The organism is Komagataeibacter ossonobensis, from assembly GCF_057359305.1.
Map to the genome: position 1 here is coordinate 1 of NZ_JBXAYQ010000045.1, position 22753 is coordinate 22753.

The window sequence follows — 22753 nt, forward strand, 5'->3', positions numbered from 1 at the left end:
TACGTAAGCGTCTGATAAGACAGAGAAAAAGCCACCCCAACGGGTGGCTTTTTTTGTGCCCAAAACGCGGCGCAGGATGCGTATAGGATGCAAATGGGAGTGAAACTCCAGCGTAGGTTGCGCCTAAAACAGGCGATGTCACGATGTCGTGAGATTTATCGGCGCCCTTATTGATCAGTGGAAATTGCGCGATCTGACGACGATACGCTCGTCGGCGGAAGCGCTGGCATGGGGGCTCTCCGTAGAGGAGCGATTACCGACGTCCGCGAGCAGCCCGGAAAGGTCGGTGATCTCTTTTGCCACCAGATGCACAACGTCGCCTTCCTTCTGGAGCATGCCTGTCACCGCCAGCATCTGTCCGCCAAGCACGACACGCCGGTTCGCATCGAACATATCCGGCCAGATGATGACGTTCATATTTGCCGTCTCGTCCTCCAGCGTCATGAACACCACGCCTTCTGCCGATCCGGGTCGCTGCCGGACCAGAACCAGCCCCGCCACGGTGAGACGCTTCCCATCCTTTGTCGCCAATGCCTGCCGACAGGACATGATGTCCCTTGCCCGGAGATCCTCGCGTAGAAAGGTCAGCGGATGATCCCGCAGGGTAAGGCCAAGCCGGTTGTAATCCCGCACCACCTCGGCCCCGTCGCGCATGGGTTGCAGCAGCACATCCGGTTCTTCAGCTTCCCGTGTCACCCGCGCTGCGGCAAACAGAGGCAGCGGTTCGTCCCGTAGCGCCTTGATCCCCCACAGCGCCTCGCGCCGTGCCAGCCCGAGCGAGGGCCGGAAAGCGTCGGCTTCCGCGAGATGGGTCAGGGCTGCCGACTTCACGCCAGCCCGACGCCACAGATCATCGATCGAGGTAAACGGGCGTGAGGCTCGCGCGGCAACAATCCGGGCTGCATCGTCGTTGGCTAGTCCCTTCACCAGACTCATGCCAAGCCGCACGGCAAATCGGCCATTGGAGCTTTCCGGGCCTTCCAGCGTGCTGTCCCAGCGCGAGGCATTGACGCAAACGGGCCGGATTTCCACGCCATGTTCCCGCGCATCACGGACCAGTTGTGCCGGCGCATAGAATCCCATCGGCTGGGAATTCAGGAGGGAGGCCAGAAACACATCTGGATGGGTGCATTTCATCCATGAGGATGAATAGGCCAGAATGGCGAAACTCGCCGCATGGCTCTCGGGAAAACCGTAGGAACCGAAGCCTTCCAATTGCTGGTAGATCCGCTCGGCGAATTCCTCATCATACCCATTGGCGCGCATGCCATTGATCAGGCGTGTCTGAAACTGCGAGACCGTGCCGGTATTTTTGAACGTCGCCATGGCCCGACGCAACTGATCGGCCTCTGCGGCTGTAAACCCCGCACAGATCATGGCGACCTGCATCGCCTGTTCCTGAAACAACGGGATCCCGAGTGTCTTTTTCAGAACCTTTTCCAGTTCCGGGGTAGGATAGTTTTCCGGCTCGATCCCCTCACGGCGACGCAGATAGGGATGCACCATATCCCCCTGAATGGGGCCTGGACGCACGATCGCGACCTCAATGACGAGATCATAGAACACACGCGGTTTGAGCCGTGGCAGCATGGACATCTGGGCGCGGGATTCAATCTGGAACACGCCGATGGTGTCAGCCTTGCGGATCATGGCGTAGGTGCGCGGATCTTCGGCCGGAATGCTCTGGAGCGTGAAGTGCTGGCCCTTGTGTTCCGCCAGCAGATCCAGCCCCTTTTTCATGCAGGTCAGCATGCCGAGCGCCAGGATATCGACCTTCATGAATTTCAGAACGTCGATATCATCCTTGTCCCATTCGATGATCTGACGCTGCTCCATAGAGGCGGGCTCAATCGGCACCAGTTCATCCAGCCGGTCATGCGTCAGCACGAAGCCGCCGGGATGCTGTGACAGGTGGCGTGGCACGCCGATCAGGCAACGTGCCAAGTCGAGTGTCAGGCGAATGCGCCGGTCGGACAGGTCAATACCCGTCTCATTCAGGGCCTCATCATCCAGTTTGCGCCCCCAGCCCCAGATCTGACCTGACAGCGTGCGGATCAGGTCTTCGGGGAGGCCCATCACCTTGCCAACGTCCCGGAGTGCTCCCTTGGCGCGATAACGGATCACCACCGCCGTCAGTGCCGCCCGGTCACGCCCGTAATGCTCATAGACCCACTGGATGACCTGTTCACGTCGCGCATGCTCGAAATCCACGTCGATATCCGGTGGCTCGCCCCGCTCCTCGGAGACGAAGCGTTCGAACAGCAACGAGTTGCGGGCCGGATCGATGGCAGTAATGCCGAGCACGTAGCAAACGGCAGAATTGGCAGCCGAGCCACGGCCTTGGCAGAGAATGTCCTGGGAGCGGGCATAGCGGACGATGCTGTTCACGGTCAGGAAATACGGTGCGTAGTTCATCCGCCCGATCAGTCCGAGTTCATGGCGGAGCGTTTCCGCCACGTCATCCGGTACGCCATCCGGATAGACGGAACGGGCGCCCTCCCAAGTCAGCGCCTCCAGCGCCTGCTGGGGTGTCTGGCCAGGTACGGAGACTTCATCAGGATACTGGTAGGCCAGATCATCGAGCGAGAAGCGGCAGCGCTCCACGATGTCCATGGTGCGAGCCACCGCTTCCGTGTAACGGCTGAACAGCCGGGCCATTTCCTGTGGCGGTTTGAGATAGCGATCGGCATGACGTTCGCGGACAAACCCCGCCTCGTCGATGGTGGTGTTGTGGCGGATGCAGGTGACGACATCCTGCAGGATGCGACGGTCATGGGTGTGGAACAGTGCGTCGTTGGTTACAACGGTTGGGACACGGGCCTGATGGGCAAGGTTCGCCAGCTCATACAACCGCATCTGGTCATTGGGGCGGCGCAGCAGTGTCAGCGCCATATAGGCGCGGTCAGCAAAGGCGTTTTTTAGCTTGCGCAGGTGCAGGGCGCAGGCATCGTCTGCCGTGTCCGGGATCATGACGACGGTCTGGCCTTCGCCCCAGGCGATCAAGTCATCCCAGAGAAGATGACACTTTCCCTTTCCGGCCCGTGCCTTGCCAACGGTGAGCAGACGACACAGCCTACCATAGGCGGCCCGGTCCGTAGGGTAGACCAATACCGGCGGGAAATCGGCCAGGTCGAGGCGACAGCCCACGACAAGCCGGAGCCCGACCTGCTTTGCCGCTCCATGCGCCTGCACCATTCCTGCCAGGGAATTCCGGTCGCAGATCCCGAGCGCTTCGATACCCAGCGCCCTGGCCTGTTCGAACAGTTCGATCGGCGAGGAGGCTCCACGCAGGAACGAGAAATAGGTCGTGACCTGCAGTTCGGCGTAGCGTGGTACCGAGATGCTCACCCGAAGATCCCATGCAGGAACCAGCCCTGCGAGCCGGTCTCGCCATGCTCGCCATCACCCGCCCGGTAGAGCCAGAAACGCTCGCCGCTGGTATCCTCTATCCGGAAGTAATCGCGGGCGATGGTCAGTTCCGCGTCATTCTTCCACCATTCGCCAAAAACACGCTCCGGCCCGTCGGCGCATTTCACCTTCCGCCGCACGCCGCGCCAGATGAAGAACAGCGGCGGCTGGTCCGGCAGTTCCGCCATGGCCTGCACCGGCTCGGGTCGCGCCAGCAGGCGTGTGGGCCGTGGCCAGTGCTCCGGCCAGTCCTTCGTCTCCTCGGGCGCCAGCGCAGGCACACGGCAGAAGGAGCGTTCGGGCAGGTCGCTTTCCACCGGGGCAAAGCGATAGAGCGCCTGCATGCCGACACGGTTGGCCAGCGTGTCGATCAGGTCGGACACATCGGCTTCTTCCTCGGCGATCAGGGAGGACACGGTCTGACGCCGGTCCATCGGTTCGGCCAGCGAGGCAATCAGCACCATGCGCTCAATGCCGAACCCTGGATCGATGGTTTCGATCTTCTCGCACAGCAGTCGGGTCAGGCGTTTGACGTCCCGCACCGGCATGGCCGTCGCCACGCGGATCGCCTCGGTGCGGCTGTCCACGCGATGCAGCAGCAGGTCGAGACGCCGCACGCCCTGTCCACGCTCGTCCAGCCCCTGGCAGAGCAGCGGCACCAGCCTGCCGATATAACGGGCAATGGTCTCCGCCGCGCCGATGGGCTCGGCGAAATTCCGGCTGACCTCGACCGGATCGACCGGGCGGACTGGCACGATGGCTTCACCAATACGCCCGAAAGCCTGATCCAGCCTGCGAGCTACATCCGGCCCGAACCGCAGCGCCAGAGGGGCGCGGGGCATGGCGGCAAGTGGTCCGATGCGGGATACGCCCAGCGTGGCCAGTCCGTCGATGATCGGGTCCGGCAGGCGCAGCGCTTCAACCGGAAGATCGGCCAATACAGAAGCGGTGTTACCCGGCGGCACAACGGCAATCGGCACCCTACCATAGCGGGCGATGGCGTGCGCAGCGCCCCAGGTGTCCGCCACCACGGCCGTTGCCCGGAAACCGGCTCCCGCCATGCGGTGAACCATGTCCTTGAGCATGGGAAGTTCGCCACCATGCAGGTGATCCGCCCCGGTCGTGTCCAGTACCAGCCCGTCCGGGGCATCGACCGCCACAATGGGCGCGACCCTGTGCTGGAACCACAGGGCGAGTTTTTCCAGCCCCAGCCGGTCGCCTTCGGGATCGGCGTCCATCAGCACCAGATCGGGATAGAGCGCCTGGGCCTTGGCCACCGGCGTGCCGGGGCGCAGCCCCAGCTTGCGGGCGGCCAGATCAACAGACAGTAGAACCCGGCGTCGTCCTTCCCGTCCGACAAGGGCCAGCGGCGTTTCAGGCGCGGGCGCGTCTGGTCCAAGTCGTTTCCTGATCCGGTCGGTCGGCCAGAGTGGCAGGTAAAGAGAGACGACCCTTGCCATCACAGGCCTCCACTTCAAAATCGGCACATTCGCCCGCACGGGCACGGATGAGTTCCAGCAACCAGCGCGGTCTTCCCACACCGGGCACCGGCAACGACACAGACGGCAGGACGGAGACCCGCCAGCGGGTCACACTGGCAGTCGGCTGACCAAAATCCGCCGCATCCGTCTGTCGCCGCCAGCGCCGGATGGCGATGCCAAGAGAGCCGGACGTCTCGGCCGCCAGTTGCAGGCGGCGTGAGGCCGTCATGGACAGACGCGCCACCTCGGCGACCACAGCCCCAAGGCCGCCATGCCGCAGTCCTTCCTCGAAACAGGCAAGCACATCGACGTCCGAGCGTGCCTCGACATAGATGGTTCGCCGGGCGGAAAGACCCACCTGTTTTAGGGAAGGGGCGAACACATCCTGGCGGGTGACGATCCACAGCACCTTGCCACGCGTGCGGGCCGCGATCCCGGCGCAGAACTGTCCGGCCGCGGCACTATGCAGGGCGTCATTCCCCCCTCCCGCCACTTCATGGAGGGCGCCCAGAGCCAGCCCGCCACCGGGCAGACGCGCATCGATCTCGCGCACGCCAAAGGGCAGTACCTTGCGGCGTCGGTCGCTATGCCCTTCGAGACGGCTGATCGCGGCCCGCAGCGTCTCCAGACCGGATTTTTTCTGGGGTTCGGCAGTCATGTCACGACTCAGTATCCATTCGTCCTGGTGGGTTTCCTGATTATATGTTCCTGATTTGTTCTTTAATGGCGTGGGGAGTCAACATTCATCTTTCGGAGGAGCGTATCGCGCCACATCTGTGGCAATTCGCAATCCGGGAAGATATCGTCCTAAGAAATTGAAAACAGGACGCTTTGTCGGAAGAGGGCGGGCTGTTACCATCCCGCCCATAAAAAAGATCGTTGTCCGGGGAAACCGACAAACACGGAGTCTCCCTCATGCGGTCAGTCACGATGGGAGGCACAGGTGCTTGTTCACGAGGGAGCGGAGCGCAACGCCAGCATCGACAGGCGTCTGGGCTGCTCGCTGGCGGCTATCGCCGGTGCCGTGAACGCCACCGGGTTTCTGGCCGTGGGCTATTATTCGGCCAATATGACCGGCAATGTCTCAGCACTGGCGAGTGGCCTGCATGAAGGCCATCTGGAACTGGTCCTGTCCTGCTGCGGTCTGATATTGGCCTTTGTCGCAGGAGCCGTGCTGTCGGCGCTTCTGGTCAATGCGGGCCGTCGCCACAACCTGCCCTCAATCTACGCACGGAGCATCCTGCTGGAAGCCTGCCTGCTCGGGTTTCTGGGGGGCGTGGATCTTCTGTTTTCGGCCCAGCCACGGGATCCGGTGCTGGCCTTTGGGTTGAGTTTCCTCATGGGGCTTCAGAACGCCACGGTCACACGCATTTCCGGGGCGCGTGTCCGCACCACCCATATGACGGGAATGCTCACCGATGTGGGGCTGGAACTGGCGGACTGGTTGGAGAGCTTTTTTCATCCGGTTGACCCAGCCCGGCGGACCGGTACGCGCGAGTGTCTGGGGCTGCATGCCGCCATCGTGCTGTCCTTCACGCTGGGCGGCGTGGCCGGCGCCTTTCTGTATGGCTGGTGGTCTGCTCTCTTTCTTCTGGCGCTGGCGGGGCTTCTGGCCTGTCTGGCCCTGCCGGGTGCACTGTCGCATGAGCCTGTGGCGGAACAGGAACCGGCGTCGGTTCCGGCTTACGGGGAGAAGCATTCCTGATGTGCAATCTCTACGCCATGACATCGAACCAGAAAGCGATCCGGGAGATTGCAAAGGTTCTCGATGATCTGACGGGCAATCTCCAGCCTTTGACGGAGATATACCCGAATACAATGGCCCCGATCGTGCGGAACGGCGGAAACGGTCGCGAACTGGTCATGGCACGCTGGGGCATGCCGACACCTCCTGGCTATCTCAAGGGACACAGGGTCGACCGGGGTGTAACCAACATCCGCAATCCGTCCTCGACATGGTGGAAACGCTGGGAGGGCGTGCAACATCGTTGTCTGGTGCCATTGACGGCGTTCTCCGAACCGGAGCGTCTGCCCGACGGGACATCACGACCGGTGTGGTTTGCGCGGAATGATGGAGAACCGCTGGTCTTCTTTGCCGGGATTTGGTGTCGATGGACGTCCGTGCGCAAGCTGGCGGACGGAGAGACGACGGATGATCTGTTCGGTTTTCTGACCACGGACGCCAATCTGGAGGTGGGCGCGATCCATCCGAAAGCCATGCCTGTGATCCTGACGCAACCGGATGAGCTGGAGCGCTGGATGACGGCACCGATAGCAGAGGCTCTGGCGCTTCAGCGTCCGCTGCCCGATGGAGTTCTGTATCGGGTGCAGGCGCCGGCTCTGGCTGACTGAGAAAGGGGATCATCCTGTCCTGTTCGGGGCGTTTGATACATCGCAACGACAGATCGGCTTAGCAGGTGTTGTATGGCTGGAAGGGTTTCCCGCCATCGGCCCTTTTCAGAAAAGGACATGCGCCATGAGATACGCTCACAGCAATTACGAGGCTTTCGTTCACCCTCCAGCCCCGCAGGGTATGGAAGGACGGTCAGCGTGGATCGTGGGCGGCGGGCTGGCGGGCATGGCGGCGGCGGCGTTCCTCATCCGAGATACGGGCATGACGCCTTCAGCCATCACCATTCTTGAGGCATCGGACAGCGATGGTGGTGCGCTGGATGGGGCGGGGAATGCGGAGACCGGCTGGCTGATCCGTGGCGGTCGGGAGATGGAAGAGCAGTTCCAGTGTCTGTGGGATCTGTATCGTTCCATTCCGTCTCTGGAAATTCCCGATGCATCAGTGCTGGATGAAGTCTGGCAGGTCAATCAGGCCGATCCGTCTACAAGTCCGGTCCGCGCCATGTGCAATCGGGGACAGCCCCTCGCCGATCGTGACAGGCTGACGCTCACGGGAAAGGCGCGGCGCGAGATCATTACCCTCATTCTGACCGATGAGGACGAACTGGCGGGAAAGACGATCGCGGATGTGTTGTCCGGCGATTTCATGGCGTCGAACTTCTGGCTGTTCTGGCGGTCGATGTTCGCGTTCGAGACCTGGCACAGCGCCATTGAGATGAAGCGCTATCTCGCACGGTTCGTGCATCAGATCCTCGGACTGAAGGATCTGCATGCGCTGAAATTCACCAGATATAACCAGCAGGAATCCCTGAGCAGACCACTGGCCACATGGCTTGCCGATCAGGGCGTCGTGTTCCGTCATGGTGTGACGGTGACGAATGTTGCCGTTGATGTGTCGGGCAGAACGAAAGTTGCGACCCGTCTCGACTGGCTGGAAAATGGCGCGACCGCTGGTGTTGACCTGGGTTCGGCGGAGCTGGTGTTCGTGACCAACGGTTCCATGGTGGAGAATTCACGCTGGGGCGACCATCATACACCCGCGCCGATTGATACGACCATCGGAGAGGGGAGCATCTGGCAGCTCTGGCGCACTATCGCAGCGCAGGATGCCGCATTCGGGCATCCTGATGTTTTCTGTGGTGATACGAAAAAATCCCGCTGGCTGTCGGCTACGGTTACGACCCGGGATGCGCGGATTCCGGAGCTTGTAAAGCGGATTACGGGGCGTGATCCGTTTTCGGGGAAAATCATCACGGGTGGCCCGGTCACGATCGCGGATTCATCCTGGCTGATGAGCTGGGTGGTCAGCCGTCAGCCTCATTTCAAGGGGCAGCCCGAAGGCCAGATGGTGGTCTGGCTCTATGGTCTGTTCAGTGACGTGCCTGGCGATTACGTGAAAAAGCCCATGCAGGGCTGCACGGGGGAGGAAATCACTCGTGAGTGGCTGTTCCATATGGGCGTGCCGGTGGAGCAGATCGACGACATGGCAGCGACAGGGGCGACGACGCGTCCGTGCATGATGCCGTTCATCACGGCGCAGTTCATGCCGCGTGCACCGGCTGACCGACCGAAGGTAGTGCCGGATGGGAGCGTCAATCTCGCCTTTCTCGGGCAGTTCGCCGAAACGCCACGCGATACGGTTTTCACCACGGAATATTCCGTCCGCACGGCGATGGAGGCGGTCTATACCCTGTGCAGCGTCAGGCGGGCTGTGCCGGAAGTGTCGGGCGGCATTTTCGATGTCCGGATGCTGTTACAGGCGGCTGCGGAACTGCGGGACGGAGAGAAGGTGCCAGCATCCGGACTGATCCGGCACCTGACACAGGGGACCGAGATTGACGATCTTCTGGAACGCTACGGGCTGGTTTGAGCTTACTGTCAAAGTGTTGAATACTTTCACAGGTAAAACGGACATAACCAGGAAGAACGAGTCTGATGTCAATTACGGCGACTGGTTGAACGGCAGTCCTGGCTGGTTCAGAAATAACAAAACATGGCGCCGTAGATATTTTCGAGATGGGTTGAAGGCCGGAGTTCACGTAATGGCAGTCGTTCATTGCCGCGATCTACAGCAAATTTTGCAAACGGGGACAACCGGTAGATACTCTGATTTTCACGGGTTCTGGCAAACAACGGCTGGTATCAGACGTCATTCATAAACCGACATGGCACAGTCGGCAGGAATACAACGCTGGGTCAGGCGACACGACGTGATGCGCCGCTCGCCTGCCCGAAATCAGGCCTTGATGCCCGCAGCCCCGTTGAGAACCGTTGGGTCATCCTGGAGAGTCACGTGCTGTGATACAGAGACATGGTAAAATCGGAACCTTATCCCGTTCTGTCATGCGCGTTGCCGGGGTGGCAGACTGGTTCAGACTCTCCGTGATCAAGATGCATCACAAAGGGACGAAAAAACATCAATTCATGACAAAGATCGGCGTCTATCCTCCGTAAAAGACTTTTTCTCCAAGATCCTTCATGTGCAGGATGGCGTCATCAGGGCGACCGGCAATGTCTTTTGTGAGGTAGACGCCGGTAACCTCGCAAACAAAGGTGTGATGATCACCCAGTTCCACAATCTGTCTCACTTTCAGTTCAACCGCCGCCGGGACGCATGCGAGTATGGGGGCTCCATTGGCGGCCCACCTGACCTCGTAATCTCCCAGTCTGCCATCCGCATACGGAACGGGCTTGAAGAACGCAAAGGCCAGATTTCCCTGCTCTCTGCCGAGAATGTTCAGCACCAGATCGCCACTTTTGCTTGCCTCTGCGTAAATGGCGGAATCGGTCTTGATGCCCAGGGCAAGCAGAGGAGGAACGAAGCTGGTCTGCGTTACCCAATTGATAGTCGCCGATGCTATCGTGCTGTCCTGACTTCCTCCTGTCAGTACGTAGAGCCCATAGGGGATCATTCTCAGGACGGTTTTTCGGATCTGTTCATCCATAACGTATTTCTCCGCTTACAGTTCGTCATTCGGACGATAACACATTACTATGGGTGGCACCCTGCGTCATGTAATACCAATCATTGTTTGCTGGTATCCATGAGAGATACCGGAAGCTTTCACCCTGTCTGGAGGTCTGCTGTCACACGCGCGGCCCGGGCGAATGGCATCCAATGTCAATCTGTACGGCGTGTTGATCCTGGAGTGCCTGACGATGCGTTATGGAAACGATCGTCAGATTCGGGATATGCTCGCGCAGAAGATCGTAAAGACGGATCTCTCCCTCCTGGTCAAGATTTGACGTGGTTTCATCGAGGAATATCCATTCAGGCCTATTTATCAGAATGCGTCCAAACATCAGACGCTGCTGCTCGCCGGGCGAAAGGCGTTCTGTCCACCTTGCTTCCGTATCGCGTTCATCAGCAAGGAATGACAGGCCTACCAGATCAAGGATCCGACAAACACGCTCATCGGGAACTGCTTCTGGGGCAACGGGATAACAGAGTGCCTCGCGCAGTGTCCCCAGTGGCAGATACGGACGCTGCGACAGGAACATTACCCGTGCCTCAGGCACGTGGATCTGACCGCTGGTAAATGGCCAGATTCCGGCAAGGGCGCGTAGAAAGGTGGATTTACCAACGCCAGATGCGCCGGTCAGAACAATATCCTGCCCCTGAGGCAGCGTGATGTTGACGTTTGAAAGCAGAACTGAACCATCCGGACGAAGTACAGTCAGATTCTCTGTAACAATATCAGAATTTGAAGCTGATTTTTCACGCAAGGAATCATGGTCGCTGACGGCGATGAAATCCATCGTTCTCTGGAAGCTTGCCAGACGGGAAACATTGGCTCGCCATTCGGTAATGGCCGGGTAAGCAGACCATATCCAGCCCAGCGCTTCCTCGACGCGTGAGAATGCCTGAACCAACTGCATCAGGGTCCCAAAGGTGATCTTTCCTGCGAAATAGCGGATTGATCCGACGAGGAGGGCAAAATTTCCGGACAACGTGCCCAACCCGTCTGTCAGAAAGCCAAGCCATTTCGTCCTGGTCATAATGCCAAGAAAATTGTCATATACGGACGAGAATTTTCCCAGCAGAAGATGCTTTTCGCGGTCTCCCCCGCCGCTCAGGGCGATACTGTCCGCATGATCCCGGACATGCACAAGCCCATACCGGAAATCTGCTTCCGCCTTTTGCTGGGTAATGCGTAACGGGATCAGCCGTCGACCTGTCAGATGTGTGACAATTGACGCAAAAGCAGAATAAAGCAGGGCTATCCACAGGAAATAGCCGGGGATACGAACCCCGAGCACGGTGATGGATCCGGAGAGAGCCCAGAGAAGTCCGACATAGCTGACGAAGGTAATCGTGCGCGACACAATATCGAGAAACTGTGAGAGTGTATCACGTACAAATCCGTCGATATCCTCCTGTATGCGCTGATCGGGATTGTCGCTGGTCTCTTTTAAGTGAGCCCGTGTCACGGCAATGCGGAAGGCGAGGTTCTGATCGAGCCACTGGGCGAGCATGCGGTGTGTCATCCAGCGCCGCCAGCGGAGTTGCAGGAGCTGCTGGAGGTAGGTGGCGTAGACCGAGATCAGCAGCGATGGCAGGGTGATGATGAAGAAACCGGGAATGATCATGGACGGTGTCCGGACGAACCAGAACAATCCCCGGAGGAACGATGTGACGTCGCGCTGTTGCAGGGCAGTATAGAAAATATTGCGGGAAAAAGATTGCAGGACGTCCGCTCCAACCAGCAGCAGGGTCAGCCCCAGTACCGCAGTCAGTAATACCCACGCGGACTTCTTTTCTTCAGACGTGAAATAGGGTCGGCTGAGGTACCATAAATCGTCGAAAGCAGCGCGAAAGCTCTTCATCCGACGAAGGCCCTTAGCAGCCGATCACGAGAGGCAGTTGCCAACACTTTGACGACTTCTTCGCCCTTCAGGGTTGGTCGAGCCGGATTTCCATATTCCCGGATGGAGACGGTTCTGTTTTCTTTCTCTTTTTTCCCGATGACCAGCATGACAGGTATTTTCGCAAGACTGTGTTCCCGAATCTTGTAAGAGATTTTCTCGTTACGCAGATCCGATAGAACCCGGATGTCGTGTGCATCGAGATTCCTGATGAGGTCTTTAGCGTAGTCGTTTGCCTCCTCTGTGATCGTCGCGACAACGACCTGCACCGGTGCGAGCCAGAACGGCAGATGGCCTGCATGGTGCTCCAGAAGAATGCCAATGAAGCGCTCAAGTGAGCCAAACAAGGCGCGATGCAGCATGACAGGCGTGTGCTTCTGGCTATCGGCACCGACATAGTGTGTGTCCAGCCGTCCCGGCAGGTTGAGATCGACTTGAACTGTACCGCATTGCCAGTCCCGTCCGATGGCGTCCCGCAGCACGAACTCCAGTTTCGGGCCGTAGAAGGCGCCTTCGCCGGGATTGTGGGTGTATGTCAGCCCGGCAGCTTCGACACCATGGCGCAGCGCAGCTTCTGACCGATCCCATATTTCATCCGATCCCACCCGTTTTTCCGGACGGTCGGAAAACTTGATACGGACGTCCTCGAAACCGAAATCCCGATAAATCGAGAGTACCAGATCACAAATCGTCTGCGTCTCACTTTCCATCTGTTCGGGCGTGCAGAAAATATGGGCGTCATCCTGCGTAAAGGCACGCACACGCATGAGACCATGAAGTGCCCCCGAGGGTTCAAAACGATGAACCTTACCGAATTCGGCCATACGGAGTGGCAGATCGCGATAGCTTTTCAACCCTTGTCGGAAGACCTGTACGCCACCGGGACAGTTCATGGGCTTGAGAGCGTAGGTGCGTCCCTCGGTCTCGGTGGTGAACATGTTCTCCCCGAATTTGTCCCAGTGACCGGAGGCTTTCCACAGAGACAGATCCATGATGTCAGGCGTGTTGATTTCCACATAGCCTTCCGTGCGCTGACGCTTACGCAAATAGGCGAGGAGTGTCTGGAACAGCGTCCATCCGTTGGGATGCCAGAACACTGCTCCCGGTGCTTCTTCCTGAAAATGGAAGAGATCCATCTCACGACCTAGCCGACGATGATCGCGTCGAATAGCCTCCTCCCGTCGCTTTTCCCAGGTTTCGAGTTCCTGCTCGTTACGCCAGGCCGTGCCGTAAATCCTCTGGAGCATCGGGCGGTTTTGGTCACCCTTCCAGTAAGCGCCGGCTGTTTCAAGAAGACGGAAAGCATGACCTATCTGTGCGGTACTGGAGAGATGAGGCCCACGACACAGGTCCACGAAATCACCCTGTCGATAGAACGTCAGAACAGCATCAGCCGGGAGTGCGTTGATGATCTCGGCTTTGTAGTCCTGGCCCTGTTCGTGACACCAGGAAAGTGCCGTCTCCCGGTCCCATATCTCGCGAGTGATCGGTTCATTACGAGCGACTATTTCATGCATGCGGGCTTCGATCCGGGGCAAATCGTCCGCCGTGATCGGCTCTTCCGGCTCGACATCGTAGTAAAAGCCGCTTTCAGTAGCCGGCCCGGTCGCAAACAGAGTGCCCGGAAACAGTTCGCTGATCGCCTGAGCCAGAATATGCGCCGCGTCATGGCGGATGAGGGGTAGCGCATCTGCATCGTGCCGGTACACAGATTGGGACCGAATGTCATCGGCTATGCTGGACGAACGGTCATGAAGAACACCATTGATCCGGCAGGCCAGGACTTCGCCTGGCTCTTTTTGGGCAGGACGGTGGAGGGACGCAGACGATGTCATTGAAGACCCTTGACGAAAAAGAGCGGAGAGATGGCAGGAACTCATTTGATGGCCTGCGGAGGAAGGGATTGCGTGGTCGAACGGACGGGCGTTGCAGGACAGGACTGGCAATCAGAGCAAAGTCCCTGCAACTCAATGATCCGTCGCCTGACCTGAAATCCAAGACTGTCGGCATTTTTGTCGATCAGACGGGAGGAGGCCTCGTTTTCCACCGATTGGGCGATACCGCATTGCTCGCAGATACAAAAAACCAGACGAGAGGGATTTTTCGCTCTGATGTGCACAAACGCATTCCGGCTTTCCAGACGGGCGACGAGGCCTTCGGCCATAAGTTTACTCAGTGCACGGTAAATGGTTGGAGGAGCCAGCGTGCGCCCGTCCGGGCTGTCAATGCACCGGAGTATGTCGTAGGCGGAAAGTGGAAGTCTGGCGTTTGTCAGAACGGTCAGGACGTCGTCCCGGACCGACGTCGTGCGGTCTGAAGATCCACATTGCCGGGATGGTAAAGAACAGAAACGACGAGAAGATGTTTCCATATTCTTCATCCTCTGACTGTATCGATGATGAGATGGATCCCGGGCGCAGTAGTGTCGTGACCCGCGTGACAGATACGATGCAGACAGCCGGCATCCTGACCGTCAGAACCCTTGATGAACGCCACTGAGAAAGAGTCCAGCGTGCTGGTCATGCCCGCGTTTGGATCGGGGTAACTGCACCACTCGGCACTGGCCGAGCCATAGCAACAGACAAGTCTGAGCGCTCCCGGCACCGCTTCAAAGCCAGTGTCATCAAGGGATTCTGTCGTCAGTCTGAGACGCTGAGGACAATCCTGTGTGACCGCGGAAAACAGGCTCAATAATTCGGCAACATCACTGAGAACAAGAGGCGGGAACGCCTTTATCACCGCTCTGGACGCAAGGGCGTCGGCGAGTTCATCGGGGGTGCCGGACATGTCGAAGACGGTCTGGGAGGAAGGAGCTTCTGCCAACGCTTTGTGCCAGACATCTGGAACCACGCGGCCCCAGACGACCATGTCGATATCGCCGCGATGGAGGTCCAGCAGGACGGATGCATTGGAACAGGCAATCACGTGTGGGGCGGGATAGGCTAGAGGCGGCATCTCAGGACTGTCTGGCGCCGGGGCGGGCCAGCTTTCCACGAACAGCGTGGCAGTGCGACGTTGATGCGGATCCCGGGACATGATTGCAGACTCATCCGGGAAAGGCATGAGGCGCTTTTCCGTAACTGCTGGTGTGGTGAAAGGAGCTGTCATGAATCCGATGCTTGACGGGATGCTGTCGTTACCTCTAGTGTTATATTATAACATAACATAGTCAACGCTGAATGTGAGGGCTGAATGGACACAACCGTGGAGACGCGCCCGCCAGCGCATGCGCCCACCCGGGTTTTACGGCCCCGGCCCACGCGAGCTCAGGCGGAGGAGGCGGTGAGGACGCTGCTCGCGTGGACGGGGGATGACCCGGACCGCGAGGGACTGAGAGGCACACCCGATCGGGTGGTCCGTGCCTATGAGGAGTTTTTCGAAGGCTACGAGGAGGACCCCGTGGCCCTTCTTGAGAGGACATTTGAAGAGACAGAGAATTACAATGAATTGGTGGTGTTGCGGGATATCCGACTGGAATCGCATTGCGAACATCACATCATTCCACTGATCGGCAAGGCGCATGTCGCCTACCTGCCGGACAGGCGGGTCGTCGGTATCAGCAAACTGGCACGTCTGGTCGATGTGTTTGCGCACAGATTGCAGATTCAGGAAAAGCTGACGGCGCAAATCGCCGATACGATCCACAGCGTTCTCAAACCGCGTGGTGTCGCAGTGGTGGTTGATGCGGCCCATCAATGCATGACCACGCGCGGCGTGCACAAACCCGGCGTTAGCATGGTGACCAGTCGCATGATTGGCGAGTTTGAGTCCTCGGAGACGCTGCGCCGGCAGTTTTTCGCCATGGCCGGCATGGGAGGCGCATGATGGGTGTGATCCTGGCCCATGAATCCGCAGCGTTTCGGCCGCGCCTCTCCATTGTGCAGGTGGAAGAAAGCACTGATCTGGCGCCCCGCTTCGATGCCGCCGGGCTTCTCACAGTCGTCACGACCGACGCGGAGAGCGGCGATGTTGTGATGGTCGGGGTCATGAACGCGGAGGCTCTCGCCCGCACCATCGAGACCCGTGAAGCGCATTACTGGAGCCGAAGCCGTCAGTGTCTCTGGCACAAGGGTGCGACGAGCGGTCTGACCCAGCATGTTGTCGAATTACGCATCGATGATGATCAGGACGCCGTGTGGCTCCGTGTCAAAACAGCTGGCGTCGGAGCGAATTGTCATGTGGGTTATCGAAGCTGTTTTTACCGGCGTGTTGATCTCCCGGTTGATGAAGGCGTTTCGGCCCCGGCGGCCAGGCTTGTCTTCTGTGAAGCAGAGAAGACTTTCGATCCGATTGCCGTTTATGGCGATGCTCCGAACCCAACACAGCTCTGAAGGAACAATGGAAATGGAAAACAGACTTCCCGTTACCGTGTTGTCCGGCTTTCTTGGGGCGGGCAAAACGACGTTGCTCAATCATGTCCTGAACAACCGTCAGGGCTATAAGGTTGCGGTCATCGTCAACGACATGAGCGAGGTCAATATTGATGCCGATCTCGTGCGCGAGGGTGGCAGTAATCTCTCCCGGACCGATGAAAAACTTGTCGAAATGACCAATGGCTGCATCTGCTGCACGCTGCGTGACGATCTGCTGCAGGAGGTGCGGCGTCTCGCCGAAGAGCAGAAGTTTGATTACCTTCTCATTGAATCGACCGGGATCGCCGAACCTCTGCCTGTTGCGGCCACGTTCGAGTTTCGCGACGAGAATGGTGTCAGTCTGAGCGATATTGCCCGGCTGGATACGATGGTGACGGTCGTGGATGCCGTAAACCTGCTGCGGGATTATTCTTCAAGTGATTTCCTGAAAGATCGTGGAGAAACGGCAGGTGAGGACGACGACCGCGCTCTGGTCGATCTTCTGGTCCAGCAGATTGAGTTCGCAGATGTCGTGGTCATTAACAAGGTCTCCACCGCCACAGTCGACCAGGTAGACGCTGCCCGGAAGATCATTCGTGCCCTGAACTCAGATGCGGATATTATTGAAACGGACATGGGTCAGGTTCCCATCGAGCGGATTCTGAATACAGGTCGCTTTGACTATGACAAGGCGCATCAGCATCCTTTGTGGTTCAAGGAACTTTATGGTTTCGCCAACCATGTGCCCGAAACCGATGAGTATGGCATTCGCAATTTCGTCTATCGTGCGCGTCGTCCGTTTGAACCAGCAAAATTTCAGGCGTTTCTGGATCGTAACTGGCCTGGCGTTGTGCGCGCGAAAGGGCATTTCTGGCTTGCGACACGCCCCGAATGGGTCGGGGAGATGAGCCAGGCGGGCGCACTTGTTCGCAGCGAAGCCATGGGACTGTGGTGGGCTTCCATTCCGAAAAACCAGTGGCCTGACACCGATCAGTGGCGTGATTTCGTGTTGGGAAACTGGGATTCTGTTTATGGCGACCGTCGGCAGGAAATCGTCTTCATCGGCACTGCGGAGATGAACGAGGCCGCACTGCGTCGTGATCTCGATGCCTGCCTTGTGCCCGAAACCAACAGTTTTGATCCGGCCCGTTATGCCCATCTGCCGGATCCATTCCCCATATGGCGCCGTCAGTCAGAAAGCCTGGAACCAGCCTGACAGATACGATTGTCAACCACTAATGTTTTCTTGAGGGATCATCAAAAATGAAGACGCGTGCTGCTATTGCATGGGAACCGAACATGCCGCTCGAGATTGATCTGGTCGATCTCGAAGGCCCGAAGGAGGGTGAGGTTCTGGTCAGGATTGTCACCACGAGCCTGTGTCACACCGATATGTTTACCCTTTCAGGGCATGACCCTGAAGGACGCTTTCCGTGCATTCTCGGTCACGAGGGGGTGGGTATCGTCGAGGATGTAGGCAAAAGCGTCACTTCTGTTGTTCCGGGCGATCATGTCATTCCGCTCTACATTCCCGAAGATCCGAACTGTCCGATGATCCGTTCGGGCAAGACCAATCTCTGCTCGACGATCCGTGAGACACAGGCTCTCGGACTAATGCCCGATGGAACAAGTCGCTTTTCCTATAAGGGGCGGCAGATTTTTCACTATATGGGCACCAGCACGTTCAGCGAATACACCGTCCTGCCCGAGATCGCGGTTGCGAAAATTACCAAGGACGCGCCTCTTGCCAAGGCAAGTGTCATGGGCTGTGCCGTGCCGACCGGCATGGGGGCCGTGCGGAATGCGGCAAAGGTCGAGCCCGGCTCTACTGTAGCGGTTTTTGGCCTCGGCGCGATAGGGATGGCCGTTATTCAGGGGGCCGTCATGGCTGGTGCCTCGCGAATCATTGGTGTCGATACCAACCCCGCGAAATTCCTGCTGGCGAAAAATCTGGGGGCGACAGATCTGGTCAATCCGACGGATCATACCGATCCGATCCAGAAGGTGATCGTCGAGATGACGGGCGGCGGAGTGGATTATTCCTTCGAGGCGATCGGACGCGTCGATGTCATGCGGGCTGCGCTGGAATCTTGTCACAAGGGCTGGGGAGAATGCACCGTTATCGGTGTCGCGGGTGCCGGAGAGGAAATTTCCACTCGGCCATTCCAGTTGATTACAGGGCGTGTCTGGCGCGGAACGGCCTTTGGAGGCGTGAAAGGGCGCTCGCAGCTTCCTGGAATGGTGGATGAATGGCTGGCCGGAAAATTCAGTGTTGATCCCTACATCACGCACAACATGACGCATAACCAGATCAACAAGGCCTTCGATCTGCTGCATCGTGGTGAGGCAATCCGGTCTGTCATGCACTACCAGCCTGGTGAGACCATGTCGAACGACTTGCCCGGCGAAATTCTGATGGATGCCTGATCATCGCTTTTTGGCGCCTTTCGCTTCTAACTTTGGAAATCGAGGACCTAACTCATGCTGAGACCAAATCCACGAGGCGACTATCCCGTAGTGGCGGAGAGCGCTTTCGTTGATCCGACGGCTATTCTGTGTGGCCACGTGATTGTTGAAGATGATGTATTCATCGGACCGTACGCTGTCATTCGTGCTGACGAAACCGATGAGAACGGCGAGGTCGAACCGATACGGATCGGCAGAGGATCAAATATTCAGGACGGCGTCGTCATTCATTCGAAAGATGGCGCGGCCGTCACGATCGGGTCGAGAACCTCGATCGCGCATCGTTCGATCATTCATGGGCCGTGCACTGTAGGTGATGAGGTTTTCATCGGTTTTAACTCGGTTATCTTCAATTGCACCGTAGAGCGAGGCTGCGTAGTCCGGCATAATGCAGTCGTAGAAGATTGTGTGCTGACAGAAGGGTTTTATATCCCGTCGACAACGACGATTCATTCAAATACCGACCTGTTGACTGTCCCACAGGTCACCAAAGATGCCACGGCATTTTCTGAGAGCGTGGCTGAAATGAATGTCAGTCTCGCACGATCCTACCGGCGTATCGCTAATCAGCTGTAACCTGATGCGGGAATGCGAGAAGGTCGGAAAAAGCGATTATTGTTCTATGTGTTTCTTCTGGGTGTAACAAACTCTACACCCAGTAATGCTAAGGGCTTCGATCTTCCCGCTATGGTGCAGGACGTCATACCGGAGGGCTGCACGCATTATGCACATAATCCCTCAGGACGGCAGGCCTATCGGATGGGCAGCCTCCCAGAGAACAAGGGCCGTATTTGGATCATACCCTGCACGGTCAGACTGTCAGAAACAACGCAGGTAGTGATCCGGGCTATGCCCTCTTCACCTGTAGAGCTTCTGACATTCAGGCAATGGGACCATGGGGTCTGGAACACGTCACCCTATCTGTTCAATGTGACCTACGATGATCAGTCAGGTGTTCTGACGTCGCTTCATCGGGACGACAGTTTAGGGGATTGTGGCACCTGGACTGTCTGGCAGGCCTCAGGAGCGGATTTCATAATGCAGCGGCTGGACGCCAAGACAGAATGTGACGGTCGGGAAGGTCCTTATCGCACTCTATATCTCTATCCGGGAAATCGACCGTCATGATGAAAGAAACTGGAACAGATCCGGGTCGTCATGCCCTGTTTCTGACAAATACGCTTTCGGGAAGAAAGCAGAGGTTCCAGCCTCGTGATCCGAACAGGGTCACACTGTATGTTTGCGGCCCTACCGTCTATAATTACGCTCATCTGGGCAATGCCCGTTCGGCGGTTGTCTTTGATCTTCTGTATCGCGTCTTGCGTCAAAAATATTCGCGTGTGCTCTATGCACGTAACTTCACAGATGTCGACGACAAGATCAACGCTGAAGCCGCGCGCACGGGTCAGTCTATCAGGGTGCTCACGGATCGTTTTATTGATGCCTATCGTTCCGATATGAAGGCGTTGGGTCTGCTTACCCCCGACTTTGAACCGCGTGTGACTGACCACATTCCCGATATCATTTCGATCATCAGTCGTCTGATCGACAGGGGGCACGCCTACGTCGCGGAAGGGCATGTGCTTTTTCATGTGCCGTCTTTCGAGCAATATGGCGTTTTGTCGGGCAGGAAACAAAAAGACCTGATGGCTGGGGGGCGAGTGGAGATTGCACCGTTCAAGCATGACCCTGCCGACTTTGTGTTGTGGAAGCCATCCACTCCTGATCTTCCGGGGTGGGAGAGCCCCTGGGGCCGCGGCAGGCCCGGGTGGCATATCGAGTGCTCGGCTATGACCGAAAACCGGCTCGGTTTGCCGATTGATCTTCATGGAGGAGGGCAGGATCTTATCTTTCCCCATCATGAAAACGAAATTGCGCAAAGTGTCTCGGCGCGTGATGGCGCAGAGTATTGCAAGTTCTGGGTTCATAATGGCTTTGTCACTGTCGAGGGGAGAAAAATGTCGAAGTCCCTGGGCAATGTCGTGCTTGTTCATGATCTTCTGAAGGAAGCGGATGGAGAAGCCATCAGACTCGCGCTGCTCTCGGCGCATTATCGGCAGCCCCTGGACTGGTCGAAGGAGCTTCTTGATCGGTGCAGGCGGACTTTGCAGCGTCTGCGTCGCCTTCTTTCGGACACAGACCACCTCGCTCAGGAGGATAGTGTCGATGGCTCTACCGAACTGAGCGTGGCGCGAGCGCTTGATGATGATCTCAACACGCCGGCCGGATTGAGCACTCTGTTCGAGACCGCGCACCGTCTGCGGCGTGCAGAAGTGCCGTCCGTAAAAACCCGCCTGCGCACAGAACTGGTAGGCGGACTCCGCCTGTTGGGATTCTTGCGAAAAGAAGAGCAGACGTCATTTTCCGTCGAGTCAGACGCAATCGTATCGGACCTGCTGAGGCGACGAATCGAAGCACGCGACAGACGGGATTTTGCTGAAGCTGATCGCCTGCGAGATATGCTGCGGGGTCAAGGGATCTTTCTCGAAGACACGCCTCTGGGGACGCGTTGGCGCGTGATCGGCAGTCGGACGTCCTGTCAGAGTTAACCAGAACACGGCATGATCGTCACTATGAAGACTTCCTATCTTTCATCCGGAACGCGTGTGAAGGAACTTAAAAAGCAGAACGACCTCCAGCAGCAGGACAGGCTCCGATGTTTCATGGATTGCCCGTATCAACGGTGGAGAGCGACCTGTTCGATCTGGTTCTGAAAGGTGGGTCCGTCGTGCTGCCGGATGCGACCGTGACGACCGACGTATATGTGCGTGGGGAAATGATCGCTGCCATCGGTGGAACTGGAAAGGCGGCAGCGGAACTGGATTGCACGGGCCTGACCATTCTGCCCGGTGTGATCGACACGCAGGTGCATTTCCGGGAACCGGGAGCGACGGAGAGCGAGGATCTGGAATCCGGCAGTCGTGCTGCTGTTCTGGGAGGTGTAACGGGTGTTTTCGAAATGCCCAACACCAGGCCGACGACGTCTACGCCGGAAGCGCTGGCTGACAAGCTCGCCCGTGCCAGGAACCGTATGTGGTGCGACCATGCTTTTTATATCGGCGCGACAGTCGATAATGCCGACCGGTGCGGTGAACTCGAAAAACTTGCCGGAACAGCCGGGATCAAGGTTTTCATGGGATCTTCAACGGGAAATCTTCTGATTTCTGAAGATACCATGCTGGAGCGAGTGCTTCGTTCCGGTGTGCGCCGCGTGGCGGTTCATGCCGAGGATGAAGGTAAGCTCCCGGCGACTGACGCCTTGCTGAATATTTCTGGTCTGGTTCAGCTATGAAGCATGAACGATTTAAGAGATAGGGACGCGGTACTACCTGCGAGTGTCGCAGGTAGTACCGCAGAGAGGCTCCAAAGGAGCGGTAGAGAGACCGATGAGCGGGACAGGCTGGCGGACGCCTCGCGGATCGAAATCGTTTCGGATCGCCGCCGCTGGCACGCCCCTGAATTTCGCGCGCGAGTGGTCATCGCGTCCTACGAGAGCCGACGCCCCATAAGGGAGGTGGCTGCACAGTATGGGATCCATCCCAGTCTGGTGTTTCGTTGGCGGCGAGAGGCTCGGGCCAAAGCGCAGGCCAAAGGCGGGACATCGTTCATACCTGTCATGGTGGCCCCGGCCCCCGAGCCGCAGCCATTGGAGCGTCGGAGAGAACAGGGAACGCTGTCCGGCCGAGCCGTCAGCCTGGTCTTTCCGGACGGTGTGCGGCTGGAGTTCGACACAGGGCTGTCCGCTGATCGTCTGCGTGAGATTGTGGGCGCACTGCGGTCATGATCCCGCTTCCCTCCACGCTGAGGATATGGCTGGCAGCCGGCGTG

At 58.0% G+C, this 22753-nt stretch carries 19 protein-coding genes and 1 pseudogene; 12 read left to right on the plus strand and 8 right to left on the minus strand.

The annotated features are described in order from the left end of the window. Positions 1 to 174: 174 nt before the first annotated feature. The 3 genes from AC1RQ9_RS16110 to AC1RQ9_RS16120 are packed head-to-tail and all read right to left on the minus strand — an operon-like array spanning position 175 to position 5547. Positions 175 to 3348, minus strand: coding sequence for an error-prone DNA polymerase (locus AC1RQ9_RS16110; protein WP_179193917.1), 3174 nt, complete (start codon positions 3346 to 3348; stop codon positions 175 to 177). Beyond that, positions 3345 to 4868, minus strand: a complete 1524-nt coding sequence (locus tag AC1RQ9_RS16115; RefSeq protein ID WP_167370229.1) for a Y-family DNA polymerase — start codon at positions 4866 to 4868, stop codon at positions 3345 to 3347. The genes AC1RQ9_RS16110 and AC1RQ9_RS16115 overlap by 4 nt, the downstream gene beginning before the upstream one ends. Beyond that, positions 4783 to 5547 (minus strand): ImuA family protein, encoded by a 765-nt coding sequence (locus AC1RQ9_RS16120; protein ID WP_078527115.1) that lies wholly within the window; start codon positions 5545 to 5547, stop codon positions 4783 to 4785. The genes AC1RQ9_RS16115 and AC1RQ9_RS16120 overlap by 86 nt, the downstream gene beginning before the upstream one ends. Before the next feature lie 285 nt (positions 5548 to 5832). Here AC1RQ9_RS16120 and AC1RQ9_RS16125 point away from each other — a divergent pair, with 285 nt between their 5' ends. The 3 genes from AC1RQ9_RS16125 to AC1RQ9_RS16135 all read left to right on the plus strand — a co-directional run bounded on the left by AC1RQ9_RS16125 (position 5833) and on the right by AC1RQ9_RS16135 (position 9111). After that, entirely contained in the window at positions 5833 to 6594 is a 762-nt protein-coding gene (locus tag AC1RQ9_RS16125) for a YoaK family protein (RefSeq protein WP_061471974.1), read from the plus strand. Continuing rightward, complete coding sequence (locus tag AC1RQ9_RS16130) at positions 6594 to 7241, plus strand: SOS response-associated peptidase (protein ID WP_061471972.1); 648 nt, start codon at positions 6594 to 6596, stop codon at positions 7239 to 7241. Before AC1RQ9_RS16125 ends, AC1RQ9_RS16130 begins: the two co-directional genes overlap by 1 nt. A gap of 124 nt (positions 7242 to 7365) precedes the next feature. Further along, positions 7366 to 9111 (plus strand): oleate hydratase, encoded by a 1746-nt coding sequence (locus tag AC1RQ9_RS16135; RefSeq protein WP_078527117.1) that lies wholly within the window; start codon positions 7366 to 7368, stop codon positions 9109 to 9111. A gap of 571 nt (positions 9112 to 9682) precedes the next feature. Here the strand turns inward: AC1RQ9_RS16135 and AC1RQ9_RS16140 are convergent. From AC1RQ9_RS16140 to AC1RQ9_RS16160, 5 genes are all read right to left on the minus strand, one after another. Continuing rightward, on the minus strand, positions 9683 to 10186 hold the full coding sequence (locus AC1RQ9_RS16140) for a flavin reductase family protein (protein WP_061471969.1): 504 nt from the start codon (positions 10184 to 10186) through the stop codon (positions 9683 to 9685). 142 nt (positions 10187 to 10328) lie between these two features. Beyond that, complete coding sequence (locus AC1RQ9_RS16145) at positions 10329 to 12068, minus strand: ABC transporter ATP-binding protein/permease (RefSeq protein ID WP_078527119.1); 1740 nt, start codon at positions 12066 to 12068, stop codon at positions 10329 to 10331. Continuing rightward, positions 12065 to 13942 carry a threonine--tRNA ligase gene (gene thrS / locus AC1RQ9_RS16150; RefSeq protein ID WP_306415904.1) on the minus strand — a complete coding sequence of 626 codons (1878 nt, stop codon included), beginning with the start codon at positions 13940 to 13942 and terminating at the stop codon, positions 12065 to 12067. The genes AC1RQ9_RS16145 and thrS overlap by 4 nt, the downstream gene beginning before the upstream one ends. Before the next feature lie 41 nt (positions 13943 to 13983). Continuing rightward, on the minus strand, positions 13984 to 14478 hold the full coding sequence (locus AC1RQ9_RS16155; RefSeq protein WP_078527122.1) for a Fur family transcriptional regulator: 495 nt from the start codon (positions 14476 to 14478) through the stop codon (positions 13984 to 13986). Between the two features lie 5 nt (positions 14479 to 14483). Beyond that, complete coding sequence (locus AC1RQ9_RS16160; protein ID WP_086654393.1) at positions 14484 to 15215, minus strand: DUF1826 domain-containing protein; 732 nt, start codon at positions 15213 to 15215, stop codon at positions 14484 to 14486. Positions 15216 to 15299: 84 nt separating this feature from the next. Here AC1RQ9_RS16160 and folE point away from each other — a divergent pair, with 84 nt between their 5' ends. The 9 genes and pseudogenes from folE to tnpA all read left to right on the plus strand — a co-directional run bounded on the left by folE (position 15300) and on the right by tnpA (position 22709). Continuing rightward, positions 15300 to 15932 carry a GTP cyclohydrolase I FolE gene (gene folE, locus AC1RQ9_RS16165; RefSeq protein WP_025829285.1) on the plus strand — a complete coding sequence of 211 codons (633 nt, stop codon included), beginning with the start codon at positions 15300 to 15302 and terminating at the stop codon, positions 15930 to 15932. Beyond that, positions 15929 to 16438 carry a phosphoribosyl-AMP cyclohydrolase gene (gene hisI, locus AC1RQ9_RS16170; protein ID WP_061471959.1) on the plus strand — a complete coding sequence of 170 codons (510 nt, stop codon included), beginning with the start codon at positions 15929 to 15931 and terminating at the stop codon, positions 16436 to 16438. The genes folE and hisI overlap by 4 nt, the downstream gene beginning before the upstream one ends. Before the next feature lie 13 nt (positions 16439 to 16451). Further along, positions 16452 to 17675 (plus strand): zinc metallochaperone GTPase ZigA, encoded by a 1224-nt coding sequence (gene zigA / locus AC1RQ9_RS16175; RefSeq protein WP_061471993.1) that lies wholly within the window; start codon positions 16452 to 16454, stop codon positions 17673 to 17675. Positions 17676 to 17722: 47 nt separating this feature from the next. Further along, positions 17723 to 18886, plus strand: a complete 1164-nt coding sequence (locus AC1RQ9_RS16180) for an S-(hydroxymethyl)glutathione dehydrogenase/class III alcohol dehydrogenase (protein WP_061471957.1) — start codon at positions 17723 to 17725, stop codon at positions 18884 to 18886. A gap of 54 nt (positions 18887 to 18940) precedes the next feature. Then, positions 18941 to 19501, plus strand: a complete 561-nt coding sequence (locus AC1RQ9_RS16185; protein ID WP_061471955.1) for an LbetaH domain-containing protein — start codon at positions 18941 to 18943, stop codon at positions 19499 to 19501. 273 nt (positions 19502 to 19774) lie between these two features. Further along, positions 19775 to 20053 carry a DUF1176 domain-containing protein gene (locus AC1RQ9_RS16190; protein WP_179193819.1) on the plus strand — a complete coding sequence of 93 codons (279 nt, stop codon included), beginning with the start codon at positions 19775 to 19777 and terminating at the stop codon, positions 20051 to 20053. After that, positions 20050 to 21474 carry a cysteine--tRNA ligase gene (gene cysS, locus AC1RQ9_RS16195; RefSeq protein ID WP_415554755.1) on the plus strand — a complete coding sequence of 475 codons (1425 nt, stop codon included), beginning with the start codon at positions 20050 to 20052 and terminating at the stop codon, positions 21472 to 21474. The genes AC1RQ9_RS16190 and cysS overlap by 4 nt, the downstream gene beginning before the upstream one ends. A 107-nt stretch (positions 21475 to 21581) precedes the next feature. Beyond that, a pseudogene (locus tag AC1RQ9_RS16200) lies at positions 21582 to 22169 on the plus strand (amidohydrolase family protein); the annotation flags it as partial. A 51-nt stretch (positions 22170 to 22220) separates the two neighbouring features. After that, positions 22221 to 22709, plus strand: a complete 489-nt coding sequence (gene tnpA / locus AC1RQ9_RS16205; protein WP_052279943.1) for an IS66-like element accessory protein TnpA — start codon at positions 22221 to 22223, stop codon at positions 22707 to 22709. Positions 22710 to 22753: the final 44 nt, after the last annotated feature.